21 protein-coding genes are annotated in these 17,514 nt (G+C 72.8%); 13 read left to right on the top strand and 8 right to left on the bottom strand.

Annotation, left to right across the window (positions count from 1 at the left end; all coding sequences use genetic code 11):
- Window positions 1–27: 27 nt before the first annotated feature.
- On the top strand, window positions 28–735 hold the full coding sequence (locus ACFW01_RS14170) for a DUF4232 domain-containing protein (RefSeq protein ID WP_234957797.1): 708 nt from the start codon (window positions 28–30) through the stop codon (window positions 733–735).
- Window positions 736–744: 9 nt separating this feature from the next.
- On the opposite strand, the gene ACFW01_RS14175 is transcribed toward ACFW01_RS14170, so the two are convergent.
- Together ACFW01_RS14175 and ACFW01_RS14180 are read right to left on the bottom strand one after the other, a co-directional pair.
- Window positions 745–1,161 (bottom strand): hypothetical protein, encoded by a 417-nt coding sequence (locus tag ACFW01_RS14175; RefSeq protein WP_384503711.1) that lies wholly within the window; start codon window positions 1,159–1,161, stop codon window positions 745–747.
- 1 nt (window position 1,162) lies between these two features.
- Complete coding sequence (locus ACFW01_RS14180) at window positions 1,163–1,645, bottom strand: nitroreductase family deazaflavin-dependent oxidoreductase (protein ID WP_384503713.1); 483 nt, start codon at window positions 1,643–1,645, stop codon at window positions 1,163–1,165.
- Window positions 1,646–1,860: 215 nt separating this feature from the next.
- On the opposite strand from ACFW01_RS14180, the gene ACFW01_RS14185 reads away from it, so the two are divergent.
- Window positions 1,861–2,400, top strand: coding sequence for a MarR family transcriptional regulator (locus tag ACFW01_RS14185; RefSeq protein ID WP_234957794.1), 540 nt, complete (start codon window positions 1,861–1,863; stop codon window positions 2,398–2,400).
- A 76-nt stretch (window positions 2,401–2,476) separates the two neighbouring features.
- On the opposite strand, the gene ACFW01_RS14190 is transcribed toward ACFW01_RS14185, so the two are convergent.
- Both ACFW01_RS14190 and ACFW01_RS14195 read right to left on the bottom strand, forming a co-directional pair.
- A complete protein-coding gene (locus ACFW01_RS14190) occupies window positions 2,477–2,707 on the bottom strand; it encodes a hypothetical protein (RefSeq protein WP_234957793.1) in 231 nt (76 codons plus the stop codon).
- A 105-nt stretch (window positions 2,708–2,812) separates the two neighbouring features.
- Window positions 2,813–3,856, bottom strand: coding sequence for a LacI family DNA-binding transcriptional regulator (locus ACFW01_RS14195; RefSeq protein WP_384503716.1), 1,044 nt, complete (start codon window positions 3,854–3,856; stop codon window positions 2,813–2,815).
- A 260-nt stretch (window positions 3,857–4,116) separates the two neighbouring features.
- On the opposite strand from ACFW01_RS14195, the gene ACFW01_RS14200 reads away from it, so the two are divergent.
- The 7 genes from ACFW01_RS14200 to ACFW01_RS14230 all read left to right on the top strand — a co-directional run bounded on the left by ACFW01_RS14200 (window position 4,117) and on the right by ACFW01_RS14230 (window position 10,846).
- Window positions 4,117–5,268 carry a Gfo/Idh/MocA family protein gene (locus ACFW01_RS14200; RefSeq protein WP_234957791.1) on the top strand — a complete coding sequence of 384 codons (1,152 nt, stop codon included), beginning with the start codon at window positions 4,117–4,119 and terminating at the stop codon, window positions 5,266–5,268.
- Window positions 5,265–6,215, top strand: a complete 951-nt coding sequence (locus ACFW01_RS14205; RefSeq protein ID WP_384503718.1) for a PmoA family protein — start codon at window positions 5,265–5,267, stop codon at window positions 6,213–6,215. Before ACFW01_RS14200 ends, ACFW01_RS14205 begins: the two co-directional genes overlap by 4 nt.
- A complete protein-coding gene (locus ACFW01_RS14210; RefSeq protein WP_234957789.1) occupies window positions 6,209–6,937 on the top strand; it encodes a cupin domain-containing protein in 729 nt (242 codons plus the stop codon). The genes ACFW01_RS14205 and ACFW01_RS14210 overlap by 7 nt, the downstream gene beginning before the upstream one ends.
- A 151-nt stretch (window positions 6,938–7,088) precedes the next feature.
- Complete coding sequence (locus ACFW01_RS14215; protein WP_384503720.1) at window positions 7,089–8,426, top strand: ABC transporter substrate-binding protein; 1,338 nt, start codon at window positions 7,089–7,091, stop codon at window positions 8,424–8,426.
- Complete coding sequence (locus tag ACFW01_RS14220) at window positions 8,423–9,394, top strand: carbohydrate ABC transporter permease (protein WP_234957787.1); 972 nt, start codon at window positions 8,423–8,425, stop codon at window positions 9,392–9,394. The genes ACFW01_RS14215 and ACFW01_RS14220 overlap by 4 nt, the downstream gene beginning before the upstream one ends.
- Window positions 9,391–10,227: a carbohydrate ABC transporter permease gene (locus ACFW01_RS14225; RefSeq protein WP_384503722.1), complete on the top strand. Its 837-nt coding sequence runs from the start codon at window positions 9,391–9,393 to the stop codon at window positions 10,225–10,227. Before ACFW01_RS14220 ends, ACFW01_RS14225 begins: the two co-directional genes overlap by 4 nt.
- A 4-nt stretch (window positions 10,228–10,231) precedes the next feature.
- Window positions 10,232–10,846, top strand: a complete 615-nt coding sequence (locus ACFW01_RS14230; RefSeq protein WP_384503724.1) for a hypothetical protein — start codon at window positions 10,232–10,234, stop codon at window positions 10,844–10,846.
- Window positions 10,847–10,854: 8 nt separating this feature from the next.
- Here the strand turns inward: ACFW01_RS14230 and ACFW01_RS14235 are convergent, their stop codons facing one another.
- Window positions 10,855–11,610 carry a DUF427 domain-containing protein gene (locus ACFW01_RS14235; protein ID WP_384503726.1) on the bottom strand — a complete coding sequence of 252 codons (756 nt, stop codon included), beginning with the start codon at window positions 11,608–11,610 and terminating at the stop codon, window positions 10,855–10,857.
- A 146-nt stretch (window positions 11,611–11,756) separates the two neighbouring features.
- Here ACFW01_RS14235 and ACFW01_RS14240 point away from each other — a divergent pair, with 146 nt between their 5' ends.
- A complete protein-coding gene (locus ACFW01_RS14240; RefSeq protein ID WP_384503728.1) occupies window positions 11,757–12,767 on the top strand; it encodes a homoserine dehydrogenase in 1,011 nt (336 codons plus the stop codon).
- On the opposite strand, the gene ACFW01_RS14245 is transcribed toward ACFW01_RS14240, so the two are convergent.
- From ACFW01_RS14245 to ACFW01_RS14255, 3 genes are all read right to left on the bottom strand, one after another.
- Entirely contained in the window at window positions 12,739–13,764 is a 1,026-nt protein-coding gene (locus tag ACFW01_RS14245; RefSeq protein WP_384503730.1) for an NAD(P)-dependent alcohol dehydrogenase, read from the bottom strand. The two genes, ACFW01_RS14240 and ACFW01_RS14245, sit on opposite strands and share 29 nt — an antisense overlap.
- A gap of 27 nt (window positions 13,765–13,791) precedes the next feature.
- A complete protein-coding gene (locus ACFW01_RS14250) occupies window positions 13,792–14,175 on the bottom strand; it encodes a winged helix-turn-helix transcriptional regulator (protein ID WP_384503732.1) in 384 nt (127 codons plus the stop codon).
- Between the two features lie 80 nt (window positions 14,176–14,255).
- Window positions 14,256–15,131 carry an MBL fold metallo-hydrolase gene (locus ACFW01_RS14255; protein WP_234957780.1) on the bottom strand — a complete coding sequence of 292 codons (876 nt, stop codon included), beginning with the start codon at window positions 15,129–15,131 and terminating at the stop codon, window positions 14,256–14,258.
- A gap of 180 nt (window positions 15,132–15,311) precedes the next feature.
- Between ACFW01_RS14255 and ACFW01_RS14260 the strand changes: the two genes are divergently transcribed.
- The 3 genes from ACFW01_RS14260 to ACFW01_RS14270 are packed head-to-tail and all read left to right on the top strand — an operon-like array spanning window position 15,312 to window position 17,499.
- Window positions 15,312–15,521, top strand: coding sequence for a hypothetical protein (locus tag ACFW01_RS14260; RefSeq protein ID WP_384503734.1), 210 nt, complete (start codon window positions 15,312–15,314; stop codon window positions 15,519–15,521).
- Window positions 15,508–16,899: an amidase gene (locus tag ACFW01_RS14265; protein WP_384503736.1), complete on the top strand. Its 1,392-nt coding sequence runs from the start codon at window positions 15,508–15,510 to the stop codon at window positions 16,897–16,899. Before ACFW01_RS14260 ends, ACFW01_RS14265 begins: the two co-directional genes overlap by 14 nt.
- 51 nt (window positions 16,900–16,950) lie before the next feature.
- Window positions 16,951–17,499, top strand: a complete 549-nt coding sequence (locus ACFW01_RS14270; protein ID WP_234957777.1) for a TetR/AcrR family transcriptional regulator — start codon at window positions 16,951–16,953, stop codon at window positions 17,497–17,499.
- Window positions 17,500–17,514 lie beyond the last annotated feature (15 nt).

Here is a 17,514-nt window from a genome sequence, read left to right on the forward strand (position 1 = left end):
TGCGGCAAGCGATCAGGGGAGACGGACATGGCGCAGACATCGCGGACCTTCCGGACGGCCGTCGTGCTGGCGAGCGCGAGTGCCGCGCTGGGACTGCTCACGGCGTGCGGCTCCGGCGACGACGGCGCGGACGCACCCGAGGCCGTCGCGGGCACGGCCGCCCCGATGGAGACGGACGAGGGCGGTGAGACCCCCGGCAGCAGTGCGTCCCCGGACGGTGACGCCGCCGGGGAGACGCCCGCCTCCGACTCCGCGAAGCCGGCGGATCCCTCCCGCTCCGGGTCCGACTCCACGAAGTCCGCGGGCGGTACGACGACCGAGCGCTGCCACACCTCGGAACTGCGGGCCTCCGTCGGGCCGAACCACCCGGGCGCCGGACAGGAGAACTTCTCCGTGGTGTTCACCAACACCTCCGGGCACACCTGCACCCTGCGCGGCTACCCCGGCGCGGCGTTCACCGACGCGGACGGCAAGCAGGTCGGCAGCGATCCGGAGCGTACGTCCGGCAGCCCGGGCACCATCACGCTGAAGCCGGGCGCCAGCGCGTGGGCGGGGCTCTCCTTCTCCAACCCCGAGATCAGCGGCGCCAAGACGGCCACCCCCGCCTCCCTCCTGGTCACGCCGCCGAACGAGCGCGACCCGCTGACCGTGGACTGGAAGGGCGGCGAGGTGCCGGTGTCCGGCAACGCCTCCAAGGCGAAGGTCTCCGTGCTCGCCCCCGGGTCGGGGGAGTGAGACGCACGGCTACGTCCCGCCGACACCTGTGGGGCCCGGCGGTCCGGGGAGCGGTTCCGCCCCCGGGGCCTCCTCGGCGGTCGCCTGCTGCGCGGGTGCCGTGGCGTCCGTGTCGCCGGGCAGCCCCGGAGGAGCCTCGGGCAGGCAGGAGAAGAGCGCCAGCAGCAGGGCCAGCGCGGCGGCGGCACCGAGGAAGCGCCCGGCCCGGCGCAGTCGCATGCGGCGGTCGAGGTCCCGCCACGGCGTGGGCGGCGGCGTGTGGTCCTGCCAGAGGTCACCGACGGCCGTCGGGGCCTCCTCGGGTTCGTCTCCACGTGAACCGGCCCGGTCCCGGGCGGCGGGCTCCACGGGGGCGGACCGCCGTATGGCCTCCTCGTTGTCCGTGAGGAACTTGTGCCACACCGACGCGGGGATCCGGTCGGGCACGTCAGTCCTCCCTCGTGTCGCCGGTGCCGCGGCGGTCCGCGTCGTCGCGGGGGGCCGGTCCCGATTCGAGGCGGACGAAGGGGATCGCGCGTCCCGCACCGCGCAGGGACGGAGCGCTTCCGTCCACGGGCAGGCCCATGAAGGCGCAGAGCCGGCGCGCCGTACGCGGATGGCGCCGGCCGTACCGCTCCATGACCGGGGCACCCTCGTCCGGTGAGAGGAAGCGCGCGGTGACGGCATGGTGGCGGTTGCCGAACTGGACCACCGTTTTCGGCTGTTCGCGCAGATTGCGGTACCAGTCGGCGTCCGGGCCGAAACCGGAGGCCACGGTCCAGGTCCGGGAGTCCGCTTCGTACTCCACGACTTCCAGCACGACTCGGCGGTCCAGTCCGGAGCGCCGCCCCGTGTGGTGCAGGAGCAGCAGGCGTCTGCCCAGCAGCGGGCCGAGACCGGCCCGGAACAGGAGAATGGGCGTTCGGGCCATGGTCCGGCGCCATCCCGTGGGCGGGGGCGGACGGGTGTGGCCTTCGTGCTCGTGCGAGAAGTGATTCATCGCCCGAAGTTTTGCACAGGCTAAATGTGCTTTCGGCGGGACGAGTCGGCTCCGATCCCCAGATGTTGTCGCTCCGTGACGTCGCCCCGGTGACCCCCCCCCCCCGCGCCGGGAGACCGGAGAGCGCGGCACGGTAGAACAGGGATATGACCCAGCACGAGAGCCCCGCACGCGGCAGCACCGACGACGTGGATGCCGTCACCCGAGAGGTGCTGACCGCGTCAAGGCTGCTGGTCGCGGTGTCCGCACGGTCCCTCGCGGCGGTCGAGGAGCGGGTGACGTTGCCGCAGTTCCGCATGCTGGTGGTGCTCGCGACGAGAGGCAGTACCAAACTGGTCACGCTCGCCGAACAGCTGCAGGTCGCGCCGTCCACCGCCATGCGCATGGTGGACCGCCTGATCGCGGCGGGTCTCGCCGCCCGCCACCACAACCCGCGCAACCGGCGGGAGACGATGCTGTGCCTCACCGACGAGGGCACCCGCACGGTCGAGCACGTCACCGCCCGCCGGCGTTCCGAGATCGCGGCGATCGTGGAGAAGCTCACCCCGGTGCAGCGGATGGCGCTCATCGAGGCCCTCGCCGCCTTCAACCAGGCCGGAGCGGAGCCCCCGGCGCCGGCCTCCGACGTCGCCGAGCCGCACCCCCTGGGGTGGGAGGCCGACCTCCCGGCCGCCCACGACGACTGACGCGGGCTCGCGGTGCGCCGGGTCGTCGTGGCCCGGGTGCGGTGCGGACCGGGTGCGGTGCGGACTGGGGAAGCCGTCAGTCCGCGGTGGTGTGCGGCCGCGTCGCACGCTCCACGGCTCGTTCCACCTCTTGGCGCGAGGCGCCCTGTTCCTCGGCGTAGGCCGTGATGCCGTGGACCAGAGCGGCGGTGGCGTCGGACCAGACCGCGAGGGCGACCGTCGCGTTCTCACCGGAGTTGCTCCGGTAGCGGTTGTCGGCGGCCTCGGCGGCCCGCTTCAGTTCGACGAGGCGTCTCGGGATGTCCATGGTCGCAGAGCCTAGGAGCGCGAGTCGGGGCGCTCATGGTCTCGTCGAGCGCCCTTGCGCGGCGGTGAGGGCAAGGTTTTCTGCCCTCACGATCATGCGGACGGCTCAGGCGCGGACCGCGTGACACCCGCCCAGTGTGGACTCCCTGGCCTCCAGCCAGTGCGGCGCCACATGAACCTCGAACGGCAGCGGTGCCTGCGACCGTATGCGCGCCGCCAGGCACTTGACGGCCAGTGCGGCGATGGCCGCCTTGTCGGGGACCACGGAGGTGAGGGAGGGGGTGCTGTACCGCGCCTCCTCGGAGCCGTCGATGCCGGCCACCGCCACGTCCCCGGGGATGTCCAGGCCGGCCTCGTACAACGCGCGTTGCGCGCCGACCGCCAGCAGGTCGCTGAAGCAGAAGACCGCGTCGGGCCGTTCGGCGGCCGGCAGGGAGGCGAGGGAGCGCATCGCCAGCAGGCCGTCGCGGCGGTCGAACCCCTCCACCCGGGGCGCCAGCCGGGGATCGAAGGGCAGTCCGGCGGCGTGCAGGGCCTGCTGGTACCCCTCAAGACGCTGCCGGCTGGTCGCCGAGCCCTGGTGGTCCACCCCGATCGCGGCGATCCGGCCCCGCCCCAGCCCGATCAGGTGGGCGGTGATGTCACGGGCCGCGGCGACGTTGTCGATGAGGACGTGGTCGGCGACGACCCGGTCCCGTCCGTAGGTGCGCTCACCGAGCAGGACGAGCGGGAACTCGTCCGTGACGGCGGCGAGTTCGTCGGGGGTGGCCCGCAGCGGGGAGAGAATCACGCCGTCGAGCAGCGACGCGCCCACCCCGTTGGCCAGACGCAGCTCCTCGGCGGTGTCCCCCAGCGACTCCTCCGTCAGGACGGTCAGGCCCAGCAGGGTGGCCTCCCTGCGCACGTGGTGGGCGAGTTCGGCGAAGTAGGGAGTGGCCAGCTCGGGTACGACGAGCGCGATCAGACCGCTGCGGCCCGTACGGAGCCTGCGGGCCGAGGGATTGGGCCGGTAGCCGAGCTCGTCCACCGCCCGCAGCACCCGCGCACGGGTCGAGTCCGACACCCGCGGGACGCCACGTACAACGTTGGACACCGTCTTGATCGACACCCCTGCGCGCTCCGCCACGTCCTTGAGTGTCGCCGCGGCCACTGTCCGTCCCCCTCATCCACGTTTTCGCAGATTATGCCCCCGCGGGCCCCACTTGTCAGGACGCCGGAAACGACGTCGAGCCTTTTCCGGACAGAGGGTTGACCTTGCGGACGCACGGCGGTTACAACGTTGGAACACGATAGCAAGCGGTTGCTACGAGCGGGTTGCCGCCCGGTGACCCGTATCCGGCGCCGTCCCCACATCAGCACATCACCCCTGTGCCCGCAGTGCTCGCCCGTCCGGCTCACGAGAGGGTCCGCATGTCTTCGCACGTTTCGCCCGCACCACTGCGTACGGCGGTGGTCGGTACGGGATCCATCGCGCGGTCCAGTCACCTGCCCGCCCTGCGGAAACTGGCCGCCGACGGCGAGGTGGAGATCGTGGCCGCGGTGGACGTGAACGGCGACGCGGTGCGCGCGTTCGCCGACGAGTACGGGATCGCGCACGCGTCCACCGACCTCGACGCGATGCTGGCCGAGGTGCGTCCCGGCCTCGTCGTGCTGTGCACCCCACCCGCCGTGCACCGGGACCAGTCCGTCGCCGCGCTCCGGGCCGGTGCCTGGGTGTGGTGCGAGAAGCCGCCCTGCCCCTCGCTGGCCGACTACGACGCCGTCGAGGCGGCCGAGCCGGGAGACGACGCGGCGCCCTACGCCTCCATCGTCTTCCAGCACCGCTTCGGTTCGGGCGCACGGCACGTCCGCGCCCTGCTGCGCGGGGGTGCGCTGGGCCGGCCGCTGGTGGCCCACTGCCAGACCACCTGGTACCGCGACAAGGCCTACTACGCGGTGCCGTGGCGGGGCCGTTGGGCCACCGAGGGCGGCGGCCCGGCCATGGGCCACGGCATCCACCAGACCGACCTGCTCCTCGACCTGATGGGCCCGTGGACCGAACTGCGCGGCATGGCGGCCCGGCTCGTGCACGACGTGGAGACCGAGGACGTCTCCACCGCCCTGGTCCGCTTCGCCGACGGAGCCGTCGCCACCCTCGTCAACAGCGTGCTGAGCCCCGACGAGGTCAGCCGGATACGCATCGACTGCGAACTGGCCACGGTCGAGGTGACCCACCTGTACGGCTACCGCAACGCCGACTGGCGCATCATCCCCGCGCCCGGCGTCCCCGAGGAGACCGCGGCGGCCTGGCGCGACTTCGGCGCCGACGAACCCAGTTCGCACCTGGCCCAGCTGCGCGCCCTGGTCGACGACATCAGGAACGGCCGGCGCCACGCGACCAGCGGCGCGGGCGGCCGTCGCACGCTGGAGCTGATCACCGCCCTGTACAAGTCGGCGTTCACCGACACGACCGTGCGCGCGGGCGACATCGGCCCCGGCGACCCGTACTACACCGACCTGCACGGCGGCGCCCCCGGCTGGGCGCCGGCCGCCGGTACCCGCGAGGAAGAGGACCACGCATGACGCTCTCACTGACCCACGCCCACGGCGACCGCATCACCGTGGCCCACGGGGCGGCCGGCACCGAGCTGTTCTCGTACGTGTACCGGCCCGAGGCCGGCTGGGAGGCGCCGAAGCCGTACCTGCACCCGGTCCGCACCCTCTCCGGGGGCCTCGTCACCGACTACCGGCCCAACGACCACCGTTGGCACAAGGGGCTCCAGCTGACCGCCTCCCACCTGTCGGGCCAGAACCTGTGGGGCGGCAACACCTACGTGCACGGCGACGGCTACCTCGCCCTGCCCGAGAAGGTCGGCTCGATGGCCCACGTGTCCTTCGACGAGGTCAGCGCCTCGGGCGACCGCGCCGTCATCGCCGAGCGGCTGACCTGGCACCCGCACGACGGCGAACTGTGGGCGGAGGAGGAGCGCCGCGTCGAGGTGCGCGACGTCGACACCGGGACCGGCAGCTGGACGCTCACCTGGACGTCGGCGGTGACCAACCGGCGCGACGAGGACCTGCGGTTCGGCAGTCCCACCACGCACGGCCGTCCCGCCGCCGGATACACCGGCCTCTTCTGGCGGGGCCCCCGCGCCTTCCGCGACGGCCGGGTCTTCACGGCCGAGTCCGCCGAGTCCGCCGAGTCCGGCGATGCCCACGACGGCGACCTGATGGGCACCCAGTCCCCGTGGCTCGCCTACGTCGGCGAGCACGACGGACGGGACGGCCACGCCACGGTCGTCTTCGAGCACGCGCCCTCCAACGACCACTTGGGAGAGAAGGGCACGCACCCGGCGCACTGGTTCGTGCGCAGCGACCCGTTCGCCGCGGTCGCCCCGTCCTGGGCGTTCCACGAGGAGCTGGTCCTCCCGCCCGGCGAGACGCTCGCGCGCGCCTACCGCGTGGTCGTCGCCGACGGCGCCTGGGACCGCGCACAGGTGGCCGCACACCTGGAGGGACTCACGTGGTGAGCACGGCGTACGACGGCTTCCCCGGCGCGGTGGGCGTGTCCCGGCTGACCGTGTACGACTGGCCGACCGTCGAGGGACTGCCCGGCGGAGGCACCCCGCACCTGCACCTCACGTGCAGCGAGGGGTACGTGGTCACCGCGGGCCGGGGAGCCGTGCAGACCCTCACCACCTCGGGTTTCCGGGAGACCCCGCTGGAGCCCGGCACGGTCGCCTGGTTCACGCCCGGCACGATCCACCGCCTGGTCAACGACGGCGGTCTCGAGATCACCGTCGTGATGCAGAACAGCGGACTGCCCGAGGCGGGCGACGCGGTGCTCACCCTGCCCCAGGACCTGCTCACCGACCCCGGCACGTACGCCGACGCCGTCCGCATCCCCGCCGACGCCCCCGAGGCCGAGCAGGCGCGGATCGCCCGCGCCCGCCGTGACCTGGCGACGCGGCGCTTCCTGGAGTTGCGCGAGGCGGCAGAGAACGGCGACCCGGAGCCCCTGGCCGCGTTCCAGCGGGCGGCGGCCGACCTGGTGCGGCCCCGCCTGGACGACTGGGAACAGCGGTGGCTCGACGGCGCGCACGCCGCCGCCGAGGCCACCCGGGCCCACATCGACGCCCTGCGCGGCAAGGACGACGGGCATCTGGCCGAGGCCCGGGTGTCCGCCACCGGCCCCGGGGCGAGCGGCCGCTTCGGCATGTGCGGCCGGCTGGCCGTCTACCCCGGCATCTGACCGGGCGCCCACCCCGGCACCCCACCGGCCGCCTCCTGCGGCATCGCGGCGAACCCGGCCCACGCCGCCTCGCCCCGACCCCGCCCTCGTCCCGCCGCCCTCGTCCCCCCCGTCCTCGTCCACCCGTCCTCGCAACCCTGGGAAGGCACCCATGCCCGAGCCCCGAAGCGGCCGGCGCCGGCCTCTGAGCCGCCGGGCCGTCCTGGCCGCCGCCGCCGTCGGTCTCAGTACCGCACTGACGGCATCGCTCAGCGCGTGCTCCTCCTCCGGTGACGTGTCGTCCGGCGGCGTCACCCTCACGTTCTCCTGGTGGGGCAACGACGACCGCGCCGCACGCACCAAGAAGGCGGTGGAGCTGTTCGAGAAGGAACACCCCGGTGTCGAGGTCCGCACCTCCAACGCGGACTTCGGCTCGTACATGCAGAAGCTGGCCACCCAGGCCGCGGGCGGCGGCATCCCGGACGTGGCCCAGCTCGACTACCGGCAGATCTCCCAGTACGCGGGCGGTGGCGCGCTCCTGCCGCTGGGCGAGGCCGTCGAGAACGGCACGATGCGGACCGCCGAGATGGACGAGGAGTTCGTCCGCACGGGCATGTTCGAGGGCAAGCAGTACGCCCTGCCGATGGGCCGCGGCATCACCGGCTACGCCTACGACTCCACGGTCTACCGGAAGGCCGGCATCCCCACCCCCCAGCCCGACTGGACCTGGGAGGAGTGGGCACAGGCCAACCGGAAGATCGCCGCCCTCGGGCTGAAGTCCCCCGACGGACGCGACATGGTGGGCGCCAACGACAACGGTGTCAACGAGGACATCTTCGAGGACTGGCTGCGCAGCCGCGGCGGAAAGCTCTACGAGAGCCAGACCGAACTCGGCTTCACCGAGGACGACCTCACCGAGTTCTGGACCTTCTGCGACAAGCTGCGCGAGGAAGGTGTCGTCGCCGAGGCCGAGGACACCTCGCAGGCCAGCACCACCGAGCTGTCGCCCATGGGCCGCGGGCTCGCCGCCGCCGACTTCACCTGGGACGCGCCCTTCCCCGGGTACCCCGCACTCCTCGGCGACCAGGTCCACTTCGCGCCCGTCCCCACCGCCGACGGCCGCCAGGGCGCCTACTTCAAGCCCTCCATGCTCCTCGGGGTCGGGGCCAACAGCGAACACCCCGAGGAAGCAACCGAGTTGGTCGACTTCCTGCTCAACGACGAGCGGGCCGGAGACATCCTCGGCTTCACCCGCTCCACACCCCCCAACCGGAAGATCGCCGCCCGCGTCGCCAAGACCCTCGAAGGCGCGGAGAAGGAGATCTACGAGTACGCGCAGACGATGGAGAAGTACGGTCTGGACGCCCCGCCCCCCGCACCGCCGCGGGGCGACGTCGCCATCCAGACCGCCTTCAAGCGCGCCTACCACCGCGTGATGTACGACCTGACCTCCCCACGTGAGGCGGCGCGGGAATTCATCGACGAGGCCGAACGGGAGCTGCGGTCATGAGTACGGTGTCGACCAGGGCGCCCGCACGCGCCGACCGCCCGGCTCGGTCACGGCCGCCGGCCGGACGCCGGCGCCCCCGCCGCCGCGAACAGCAGTGGCCCGCCTATGTGTTCCTCACACCGTGGATGCTCGGCGCGGCGGTGCTGACGCTGGTGCCGATGGCCGTGTCGCTCTACCTGTCCTTCACGGACTACAACCTGTTCGACCCGCCGCAGTGGGTGGGCCTGCGCAACTACCAGGAGATGCTCACCGAGGACCCCCGGTTCTGGCGGTCGGTCGGCACCACGCTGCTGTACGTCGTGGTCGCCGTCCCGCTCAAGCTGCTCCTCGCACTCGGGGCGGCGATGCTCCTGAAGAACCTCGGCCGGGGCCGCGCCTTCTACCGCTCCGCCTTCTACGCGCCCTCACTGCTCGGGGCGAGCATGACGATCGCCCTGGTGTGGCGCGCGCTGTTCAACGACGGCGGCTCGGTCGTCGACATCCTCGGCACCGTCGGCATCGACACCGGCGGCTGGGTCGGCAACCCCGACCTCGCGGTCTACGTCATCGTCCTGCTGACCGTGTGGCAGTTCGGCGCCCCCATGGTGATCTTCCTCGCCGGCCTCCAGCAGATCTCGCCCGAGCTGTACGAGGCGGCGGCGCTGGACGGCGCGGGCCGCTGGCGGCAGTTCGTCTCCGTCACCGTGCCGATGCTGTCCCCGGTGGTCTTCTTCAACCTGGTCCTGGAGATGATCCAGTCCTTCCAGGTGTTCACCCCGGCCTTCGCGGTCAGCGGCGGCGAGGGCGGCCCCGCCGACTCGACCATGTTCTACACGCTCTACCTCTACGAACGCGGCTTCACCGCCTCCCACATGGGCTACGCCGCGGCCATGGCCTGGCTGCTGCTCATCGCCATCGGCGTCATCACCCTGATCCTGTTCAGGACGTCCAGGTCCTGGGTCTTCTACGCGGACGAGGAGGGACGATGAACCTCACCACCAGGCGATGGATCCCGCACACGATCGCCGTCGTGGGCCTGCTCGTCCTGCTGTACCCGCTGGCCTGGCTGCTCGCCACGTCACTCAAACCGGCCGACGAGGTGGTGACCAGCCTCGACCTGTGGCCCAGCCACCTGGAGTGGTCGAACTACACGACCGCCCTCGACGGCGTGTCCGGGGTCCCCGTGACCCGGCTGCTGTGGAACACCGTGCTGATCGCCGGCGGCGCGGTGGCCGGCAACGTGCTCTCCTGCTCGCTGGCCGCCTACGCGTTCGCCCGGCTGCGCTTCAGGATGAGCAAGGTGATGTTCGCCTTCATGGTGGCGACACTGATGCTTCCGCACCACGTCGTGCTCATCCCGCAGTACATCATCTTCAACCGGCTCGGCATGGTGGACACCTACTGGCCGCTGATCCTGCCGAAGTTCCTGGCCACGGAGGCGTTCTTCGTCTTCCTCATCGTCCAGTTCATGCGCGGACTGCCGCGCGAGCTGGAGGAGTCCGCCCGCATCGACGGCTGCGGCGCCTTCCGCACCTACTGGTCGGTGACGCTGCCGCTGAGCCGCCCGGCGCTGATCACCACGGCGATCTTCACCTTCATCTGGACGTGGAACGACTTCTTCACGCAGATGATCTACCTGTTCGCCCCGGAGAAGTTCACCATCACCCTGGCCCTGCGCAGCTTCGTCGACCAGTCCAGCACCTCGGCGTACGGGCCCATGTTCGCGATGTCGGTGATCTCCGTGCTGCCGATCGTGCTGTTCTTCTTCGTCTTCCAGCGCTACCTGGTGCAGGGCATGGCCACCTCCGGACTGAAGGGCTGACACCATGACCCAGGCACCGACCCTGCCGCCCGGCGACCGCCGCGAACCCGGGGAGGTCTTCCCGGCCGGGTTCACCCTCTTCGCGGACGTCCTCCTGGTGGGTGTGCTCACCACCGTCGCCTGCCTTCCGGTCGTCACCGCGCCGGCCGCCTTCGCCGCCGCGTCCGCGACCCTGCGCCGGGCCGCGGAGGACGGCACGCCCTTCGGGACCGGCGGCTACCTGGGGCACCTGCGCGCCCACCTGACACCGGGCTCGCTCGCCGGCGGTCTGGCCGTACCGCTGCTGGCCGTCGCCCTGCTGGTCGACGCGGCGCTGATCCGCGGCAGCCTGCCCGGAGCGGGCCTCATGGCCCCGGCGCTGGTCCTGCTCACCCTCGGCCTTGCGGTGGTCGCCCTGCGCACCACCGCACTGCCGGCCCCGCACCGGCTCTCGCCGCGCGAGGGCCTCCTGCGCTCCGTCGCGGGCCCCCGCGGCACCCTGCTGCTGGCCGCGGCGGTGGTGCTGGCCGCGCTGCTCGCCTGGTCGATACCCGTACTGATCCCGCTGCTCCCCGGCCCGCTGGCCTTCGCGGCCACCGTCGTGGACCTGCGCGGCACGGGGGAGGGGCGGGCGGACTGACCCGGTCGTCAGGCCGGCCTCCCGTCCACGCGGAGGCCGACCTGTTCGCCGTAGAACGCGACCAGGCCGGCGATCCGTTGGACCTGCGCGGTCGGGAAGTCGTACGCCCAGACGAGGTCCGGGTGGGCCCCGGGATCGGAGCGCAGGGACCAGTAGCCGCTCGTCGTCCCCTTGTACGGGCAGCGGGTGACCGTGTCCGAGGGCAGGAGCCGTGTCCAGTCGACGTACGCGCGGTCGAGGTAGTAGCGCGTGGGCAGGCCCGTCTCGAACAGGGTCACGCAGTGCGGTGCGTCCGCCAGCACCTCTCCGTTCAGCTCCACGCGGACGCTGCTGGAGGAGCGCAGGGCGTCCACCCGCGAGTACGGGCTCCGCGGATGTACGAAGACCGGTTCGTCCTCCTCGAACCAGTCGTCCAGCGCCTCCCATGCGAAGCGGACGGTGCCGCGCACCCGCTCCGGCGCCTCGTCGTCCCAGACCCAGACCGCCGCCTCGCGGACCTCGGACCCGAAGCGCAGGGAGTGGCGCCGGGCGCGCCAGGCGCCCAGGGTCCGGGTCTCCCCGTCGGCGGTCAGCACCACCCCCTCGGCCAGGTCGTCGAACGGGATGCCGAACTGCGGATACGGGGGCCACTCCCAGACGTACAGCGCACGCCGCGTGTCGAAGACGGCACGGCCGCCGATCAGCCCACGGACACGGCGCGGCACGGGCTCCACGTGCCCGACGGGCACGATCGCACCCGGGTACCGCACGGAATCGGTCGCCAACGGTCCTCACCTCGGTTCGTTCGATTCGGTTCGGGCGGCCCGGGCCGGTCGGGCCCTCGCGCCGTCACCCTTCCGATGGTGTGATCTCATCCGGGTCGGGCGCCACTCGGCGGACCGGCGGCATGAGGCGAGAGGAGCCCGGACCGATGGGCGAAGCGACGCGGACCGGCGTGGTCCTTTCCGGATACGGCCCGGTCGGCCGGGCGTACGTGGACCACCTGGCCGGGCACGGGGACGGACTCGCCCGCCGGCACGGCGTACGCCCCGTGGTCCGCGCCGTCCGCGCGAGCTCGGGCCAGTGCCTGCTGGGAGACGACGGGCAGCCGGTGCCACCGCGCCCGTCCTGGGACCCGCCGGAGCCACTGGAGGAGACGCTCGACCGGACCGGCGCCGCCGTGTTCGCGCAGGCGCTGCCCTCCTCGCCCGAACTGCGCGCGCTCGCCGCGGCCGAGGCGGTCACCGCGCTGCGCCGGGGCGTCCACGTCGTGACGGCCACCAAGAGCCACCTGCTCGCCCACTGGGGAGACCTCGACGCGGCGGCCCGCGCCGGACGGAGCATGATCAGGATCTCCGGCGCGACCGGGGCGGCGCTGCCCGCGGGCGACCTGTCGCGGACCGCCCTGCGCGGCATGGGCTGCCGGACCGTCCGCGCCTGCCCGAACGGCACCGTGACCTTCGTCCTCGACCGCCTCGCCGAGGGCGACTCGCTGGACGACGCGGTGGGCGAGGCGCGCCGGCGCGGGATCGCGGAGGCGGACCCGTCGGCCGACCTGTCCGGCGCGGACTCCGCCACCAAGGTACGGCTGCTGGCCGCACTGGCCTGGGGCTGGGACCCGGCGTCGGTGCGCGTGCGCGCGCAGCCCGTGGACGAGGCCACTGCCGGCGCGGCCCTGGGCGCGGCCTCCCGCTCGCGTCGCCTGCGGGCGGTCGCCGTCGCCTCCTTGGACCGGCCCCTCCTCGTGGACGTACGCCTGGAGGAGACGGGACCAGGGGATCCGCTGCACGCGCTCACCGGGCCGGAGAAGGCCGTGGTCTTCGGCTGTCCGGACGCGGGCGACGTGACCGTGAGCGGCGGACGGTCGAGTCCGACGGGGGCGGCCCTGGCGATGGTGAAGGACACCATCGAGGTCACGGCGGACCGGACGGGGTTCCACTGACGTCGCCGCCGGACACGGTGATCACGGTCTTGCCGCGGGCGTGGCCCCCCTCCACGTGGCGTACCCCGTCGGCCGCGTCGGCCAGCGCGTACGTCCGGCCGACCACGGGGACCACCTGCCCGGCCTCGACGAGGGCGGTGACGGCGAGCAGGTCCGCGCGCGCCGGTCCGGCCGGGGTCGCGGGGAGGATCGGACCCAGCCGCTGCCGGGTGAAGGCGTTGGCCGCCGTCACCCTCAGCATGGAGCCGATCGCGCCGAAGACCCGGCCGGGCGACCCGCCCCCGTTGGCCACCAGGACCCCGGTGGGGGTGAGCGCCCGGCGCAGCCGGCCGGGCGGGTGGTTGCCCACGTTGTCCAGGATCACGTCGTAGCGAACCCCTCCGCCGGTGAAGTCCTGTCGCGTGTAGTCGACGACGTGCGCGGCGCCCAGGGAACGCACCAGATCGGCGTTGCCGGCGCCGCAGACTCCGGTGACCTCGGCGCCCAGCACCGCGGCGATCTGCACGGCGAAGGTCCCCACGCCGCCGCCCGCTCCGTTGACCAGCACCCGCTGCCCGGACCGGACCCGCCCCACGGTCCGGACGCCGCGCAGGGCGGTCACCGCGGCCATCGGTACGGCGGCGGCCTGCTCGAAGGTGAGGCCGGTCGGCTTGGGCACCAGCAGCCCGGCGGGGGCGCACCCGTACTCGGCGAAGGAACCGGGACAGAAGCCCAGCACCTCGGTGCCGGGGCGGAGCCCGTCCACACCGGCGCCGGTACTCGCCACCACCCCGGCGACGTCGATGCCCGCCACCCGGCTCTTCGGACGCCTGAACCCCATGCCACCCGTCAGCCGCGCCGCGAACGGGTCCCCGCGCATCATGTGCCAGTCGTACGGGTTCACCGAGGCGGCGCGCACCCGTACCAGGACCTGACCGTCCCCCGGCCGGGGCCGGTCGATCTCCTCGACCCGCAGCACCTCGGGCGGGCCGAAGCGCTCCTGGACCACCGCCTTCATCGGCCTGCCCCTTCCCCCTGGCGCCCGTCAGCCGCCGAAGCGACCGCGTGCGTCCTCGATGTGGCCGAGGTACTGCTGGGTCCAACTGCACATGGCGTCGACCGTGGCGCGCAGCGCCCGCCCCGGCTCGGTGAGGGTGTACTCGACCCGCGGCGGCACGGTGGGGTGCACCGTCCGCTCGACCAGGCCGTTGCGCTCCAGCATGCGGAGGTTCTGCGTGAGCATCTTGTGGCTGACGCCCTCGACCTCGTTCCGCAACTCGCTGAAGCGCAGGGTGTGTTCACCGAGCGCCTCGATGATCAGGAGCGCCCACTTGTTGGCGACGTCGGAGAAGATCTCCCGGGCGAGGGAGTCCGCGCGCCTGAGGTCGGCGTCCTCGGGCAGTCCCTTGAGCAGCTGTTTGGAACCCATTCGCCCATACTCTCCTACGGTTTCCGAGTCACCACAAGAGACCGTCCTGGCGAACCACCCCCGCCCGACCCCGCCGACCGCTACGTCGCCGGTGCCAGTCGGTAGGCGTCCCCGTGGGTGCGGACGCGGCCTGCGGTGGGCGGTGCGAAGTGGGTGCCGAGCAGGAGCGTGTCCGTGTCGGCGAGGTCCCCCAGCAGCCGGCGGCGCGTGGCCTCGGCCTGCTCCGGGTCGATGTCCACGCAGGCCCCGATCCCGGGACGGGCGAGCTGGACCGGGTGGTGGACGCAGTCGCCGCTGATGAGCGCCGTCCGCCCCCGCGCGGTCAGCTCGACGGCGACGTGGCCGGGGGTGTGGCCCGGGGTGGGGACCAGGCGCAGGCTCGGTGTGATTCCGACGCCCTCGCCCGGCACCTCGACGAGGTCGAGCAGGCCCGCCTCCTCGACGGGGACCACGGAGTCGCGGAACATCTGCCGACGGGCCTCCTCCATGTCGTACGCGGCCCAGAACTCCCGCTCGGCCCGTGAGGTGACGTAGCGGGCGTTGGGGAAGGTGGGGATCCATGCGCCGTTCACCTCGCGCGTGTTCCAGCCGACGTGGTCGGCGTGCAGGTGGGTGAGGACCACCAGGTCGACGGAGTCCGGGGGGAATCCGGCGGCGGCGAGGCGTTCGACGAAGTCCGTACGCAGCTTGTGCCAGGCCGGGTTGGCCCGCTCCTTGCCGTTGCCGATGCCGGTGTCGACGAGGACCCGCAGTCCGTCCACGGCGAAGGCGAAGCTGTGACTGTCGAGGCGCAGGGTGCCGTCCGGGGCGGCGAAGTCGGGGTGCAGCCAGGGGTGTTGTGAGACGACCTCCGTGGTCGCGCCGGGCAGCAGCCAGGGGCCGGTCGCGGGCGGCAGGGGGGTTTCGTCGACGCGGTGAACGGTGATGTCGCCCACGGTCCAGGAGGGAGTCGGCATGGTCGATCGGGTCCTTCGGTCGGTGTCCGGGCGGTTTGAGACCCGGGCAGGCTAAAAGCAATGTGTTTGCGTTAAAGAACCGTAGGCCCTAGGGTCGACTAAAGCAAAGAGTTGGCTTTTGGCGCAGATGCGCGCCCGTTGCACTCATCACTCGTCCTCCACCCGATCAGGAGAAACGTCGTGTCCGCCGATGCACTCACGCCGTCCGAGGCGTACCGCTGGGCTGCCCGCGCAGGGCTCCCGCTTCCGGCCGACCGCCTCGACGAGGTCGCGGCCACCGCCGACCACATCCACTCCGTGGTCGCCGTCCTCCGGGAGATCGACTTCGGGAACACCCCGCCCGCACCCGCCTACCGCGCGGGGGAGGAGAAGCCCGATGCGACCGTATGAACTGACCCTGACCGCCGCCGCCGACGCGATCCGATCGCGACGGCTGTCGCCGGTCGAACTGGTGGACTCCGTCCTCGACCGGATCGACGAGGTGGAGCCGCACCTGAACGCCTACGCCACCGTTATGGGCGAGCAGGCCCGCCGCGCCGCCCACCGGGCGGCGGACGACATGGCGGCCGGACGCCACCGGGGCCCGCTGCACGGGATCCCGCTGGGGCTGAAGGACCTGATCGACGTCACCGGTACGGCGACCTCCGCCGGCTCCCGGGTCCGCGCGGGCCACAGCGCGCCGAGCGACAGCACCGTGGCCGCGCGTCTGTCGGCGGCGGGCGCCGTCCTGGTCGGCAAGACCCACACCCACGAGTTCGCCTACGGCCTGACCACCCCGCAGACCGGCAACGCCTGGGACCCCGACCGGATCGCCGGCGGCTCCAGCGGCGGATCCGCCGTCGCCGTCGCGGCCGGTGCCGCCACCTTCGCCCTGGGAACCGACACCGGCGGATCCATCCGGGTGCCCGTCGCGCTCAACGGCGTCGTCGGGCTCAAGCCGACCTACGGCCTCGTCCCCCGCACCGGCGTCACCTCACTGTCCTGGTCCCTGGACCACGTCGGTCCCGTCACCCGGACCGTGGAGGACGCGGCCCTGGTCCTGCCGGCGCTGGTCGGACACGATCCCGGCGACCCCGCCTCGGTGCCCGCACCGCGGTCTGACCACCGGCCGGACGCGGGCACGGACGTGACCGGACTGCGCGTCGGAGTGCCGGGCAACTACTACTTCGACCACGTCGACCCGGAGGTGGAGGCGGCCGTACGGCGCGCGATCACCCGGCTCCAGGACCTCGGCGCGCAACTCGTCGACGTCGACATCCCGATGGCACGCCACGTCCAGGCCACCCACTGGGGGCTGATGGTGCCGGAGGCCACCGCCTACCACGAACGGACCCTGCGTACGGTCCCCGAGCTGTACCAGGCGGACGTCCGCGTCCTCCTCGAAGCCGGTGAACTCATGCCCGCCGGCGACTACGTGCGCGCCCAGCGCGCCCGCACGCTCATGCGGCAGGCCTGGGCCCGCCTGCTGGACAAGGTCGACGTCGTCGCCGCCCCCACGGTCCCGGCCACCGCCGCGACCGCCGGCAGCGAGACCGTCACCTGGCCCGACGGCACCGTCGAGAATCTCTCCGACGCCTATGTGCGGCTGTCCTCCCCGGCCAACATCACCGGGCTGCCGTCTCTGTCCCTTCCGGTCGGCCACGACTCCGCGGGCCTGCCGGTGGGCATGCAACTGATGGCCCGGCCCTTCGGTGAGAGCGTGCTGCTGCGGGCGGGTCGTGCGTACGAGGCGACCATGCCCGCCCGCAAGCCGGCGCCGGTGGTATGAGCGACGCGGATCAGGCCCGTAGACGCAACACGTTTGCTTTAGGCTGGGGTCATGAGTCGCCCGATGGTGCGCCCCGGCGGGCGCAGCGCCCGAGTCCAGGCCTCGGTCCACACCGCCGTACGCGAACTCGCCTCGGAAGTGGGCCGGGACGCCCTGACCGTCCCGATGGTCGCCCAGCGCGCCGGTGTGACGCCGTCGACGATCTACCGGCGCTGGGGCGACCTCCAGGAACTGCTCTCCGACGTGGCGGTCGAGCGGCTGCGCCCCGAGACGGCACCCGAGGACATCGGTGACCTGAGCGCCGACCTCACCGCGTGGGCGGAGCAGTTCCTGGACGAGATGGCCTCTCCCTCCGGCCGCGCCTACATCCGCGACGCCCTGCTCGGCGATCCGGACGGCAGCAACGCCGGGCAGTGCTCCGCCTACGCCGCCGGGCAGATCGACGTCATCCTCGCCCGCGCCACCGCGCGCGGCGAGCGGACGCCCGACACCGAGACGGTCGTCGACCACGTCGTGGCCCCCCTGATGTACCGCATCCTTTTCCGCCCGGCCGGCCTCGACGCCGCCCATGCCCGCCGCCTCGTGGCGACGGTGCTGTGACCACCACGGGACCGC

This window comes from Streptomyces sp. NPDC058985, assembly GCF_042740985.1.
Classification (GTDB): Bacteria; Actinomycetota; Actinomycetes; order Streptomycetales; family Streptomycetaceae; genus Streptomyces.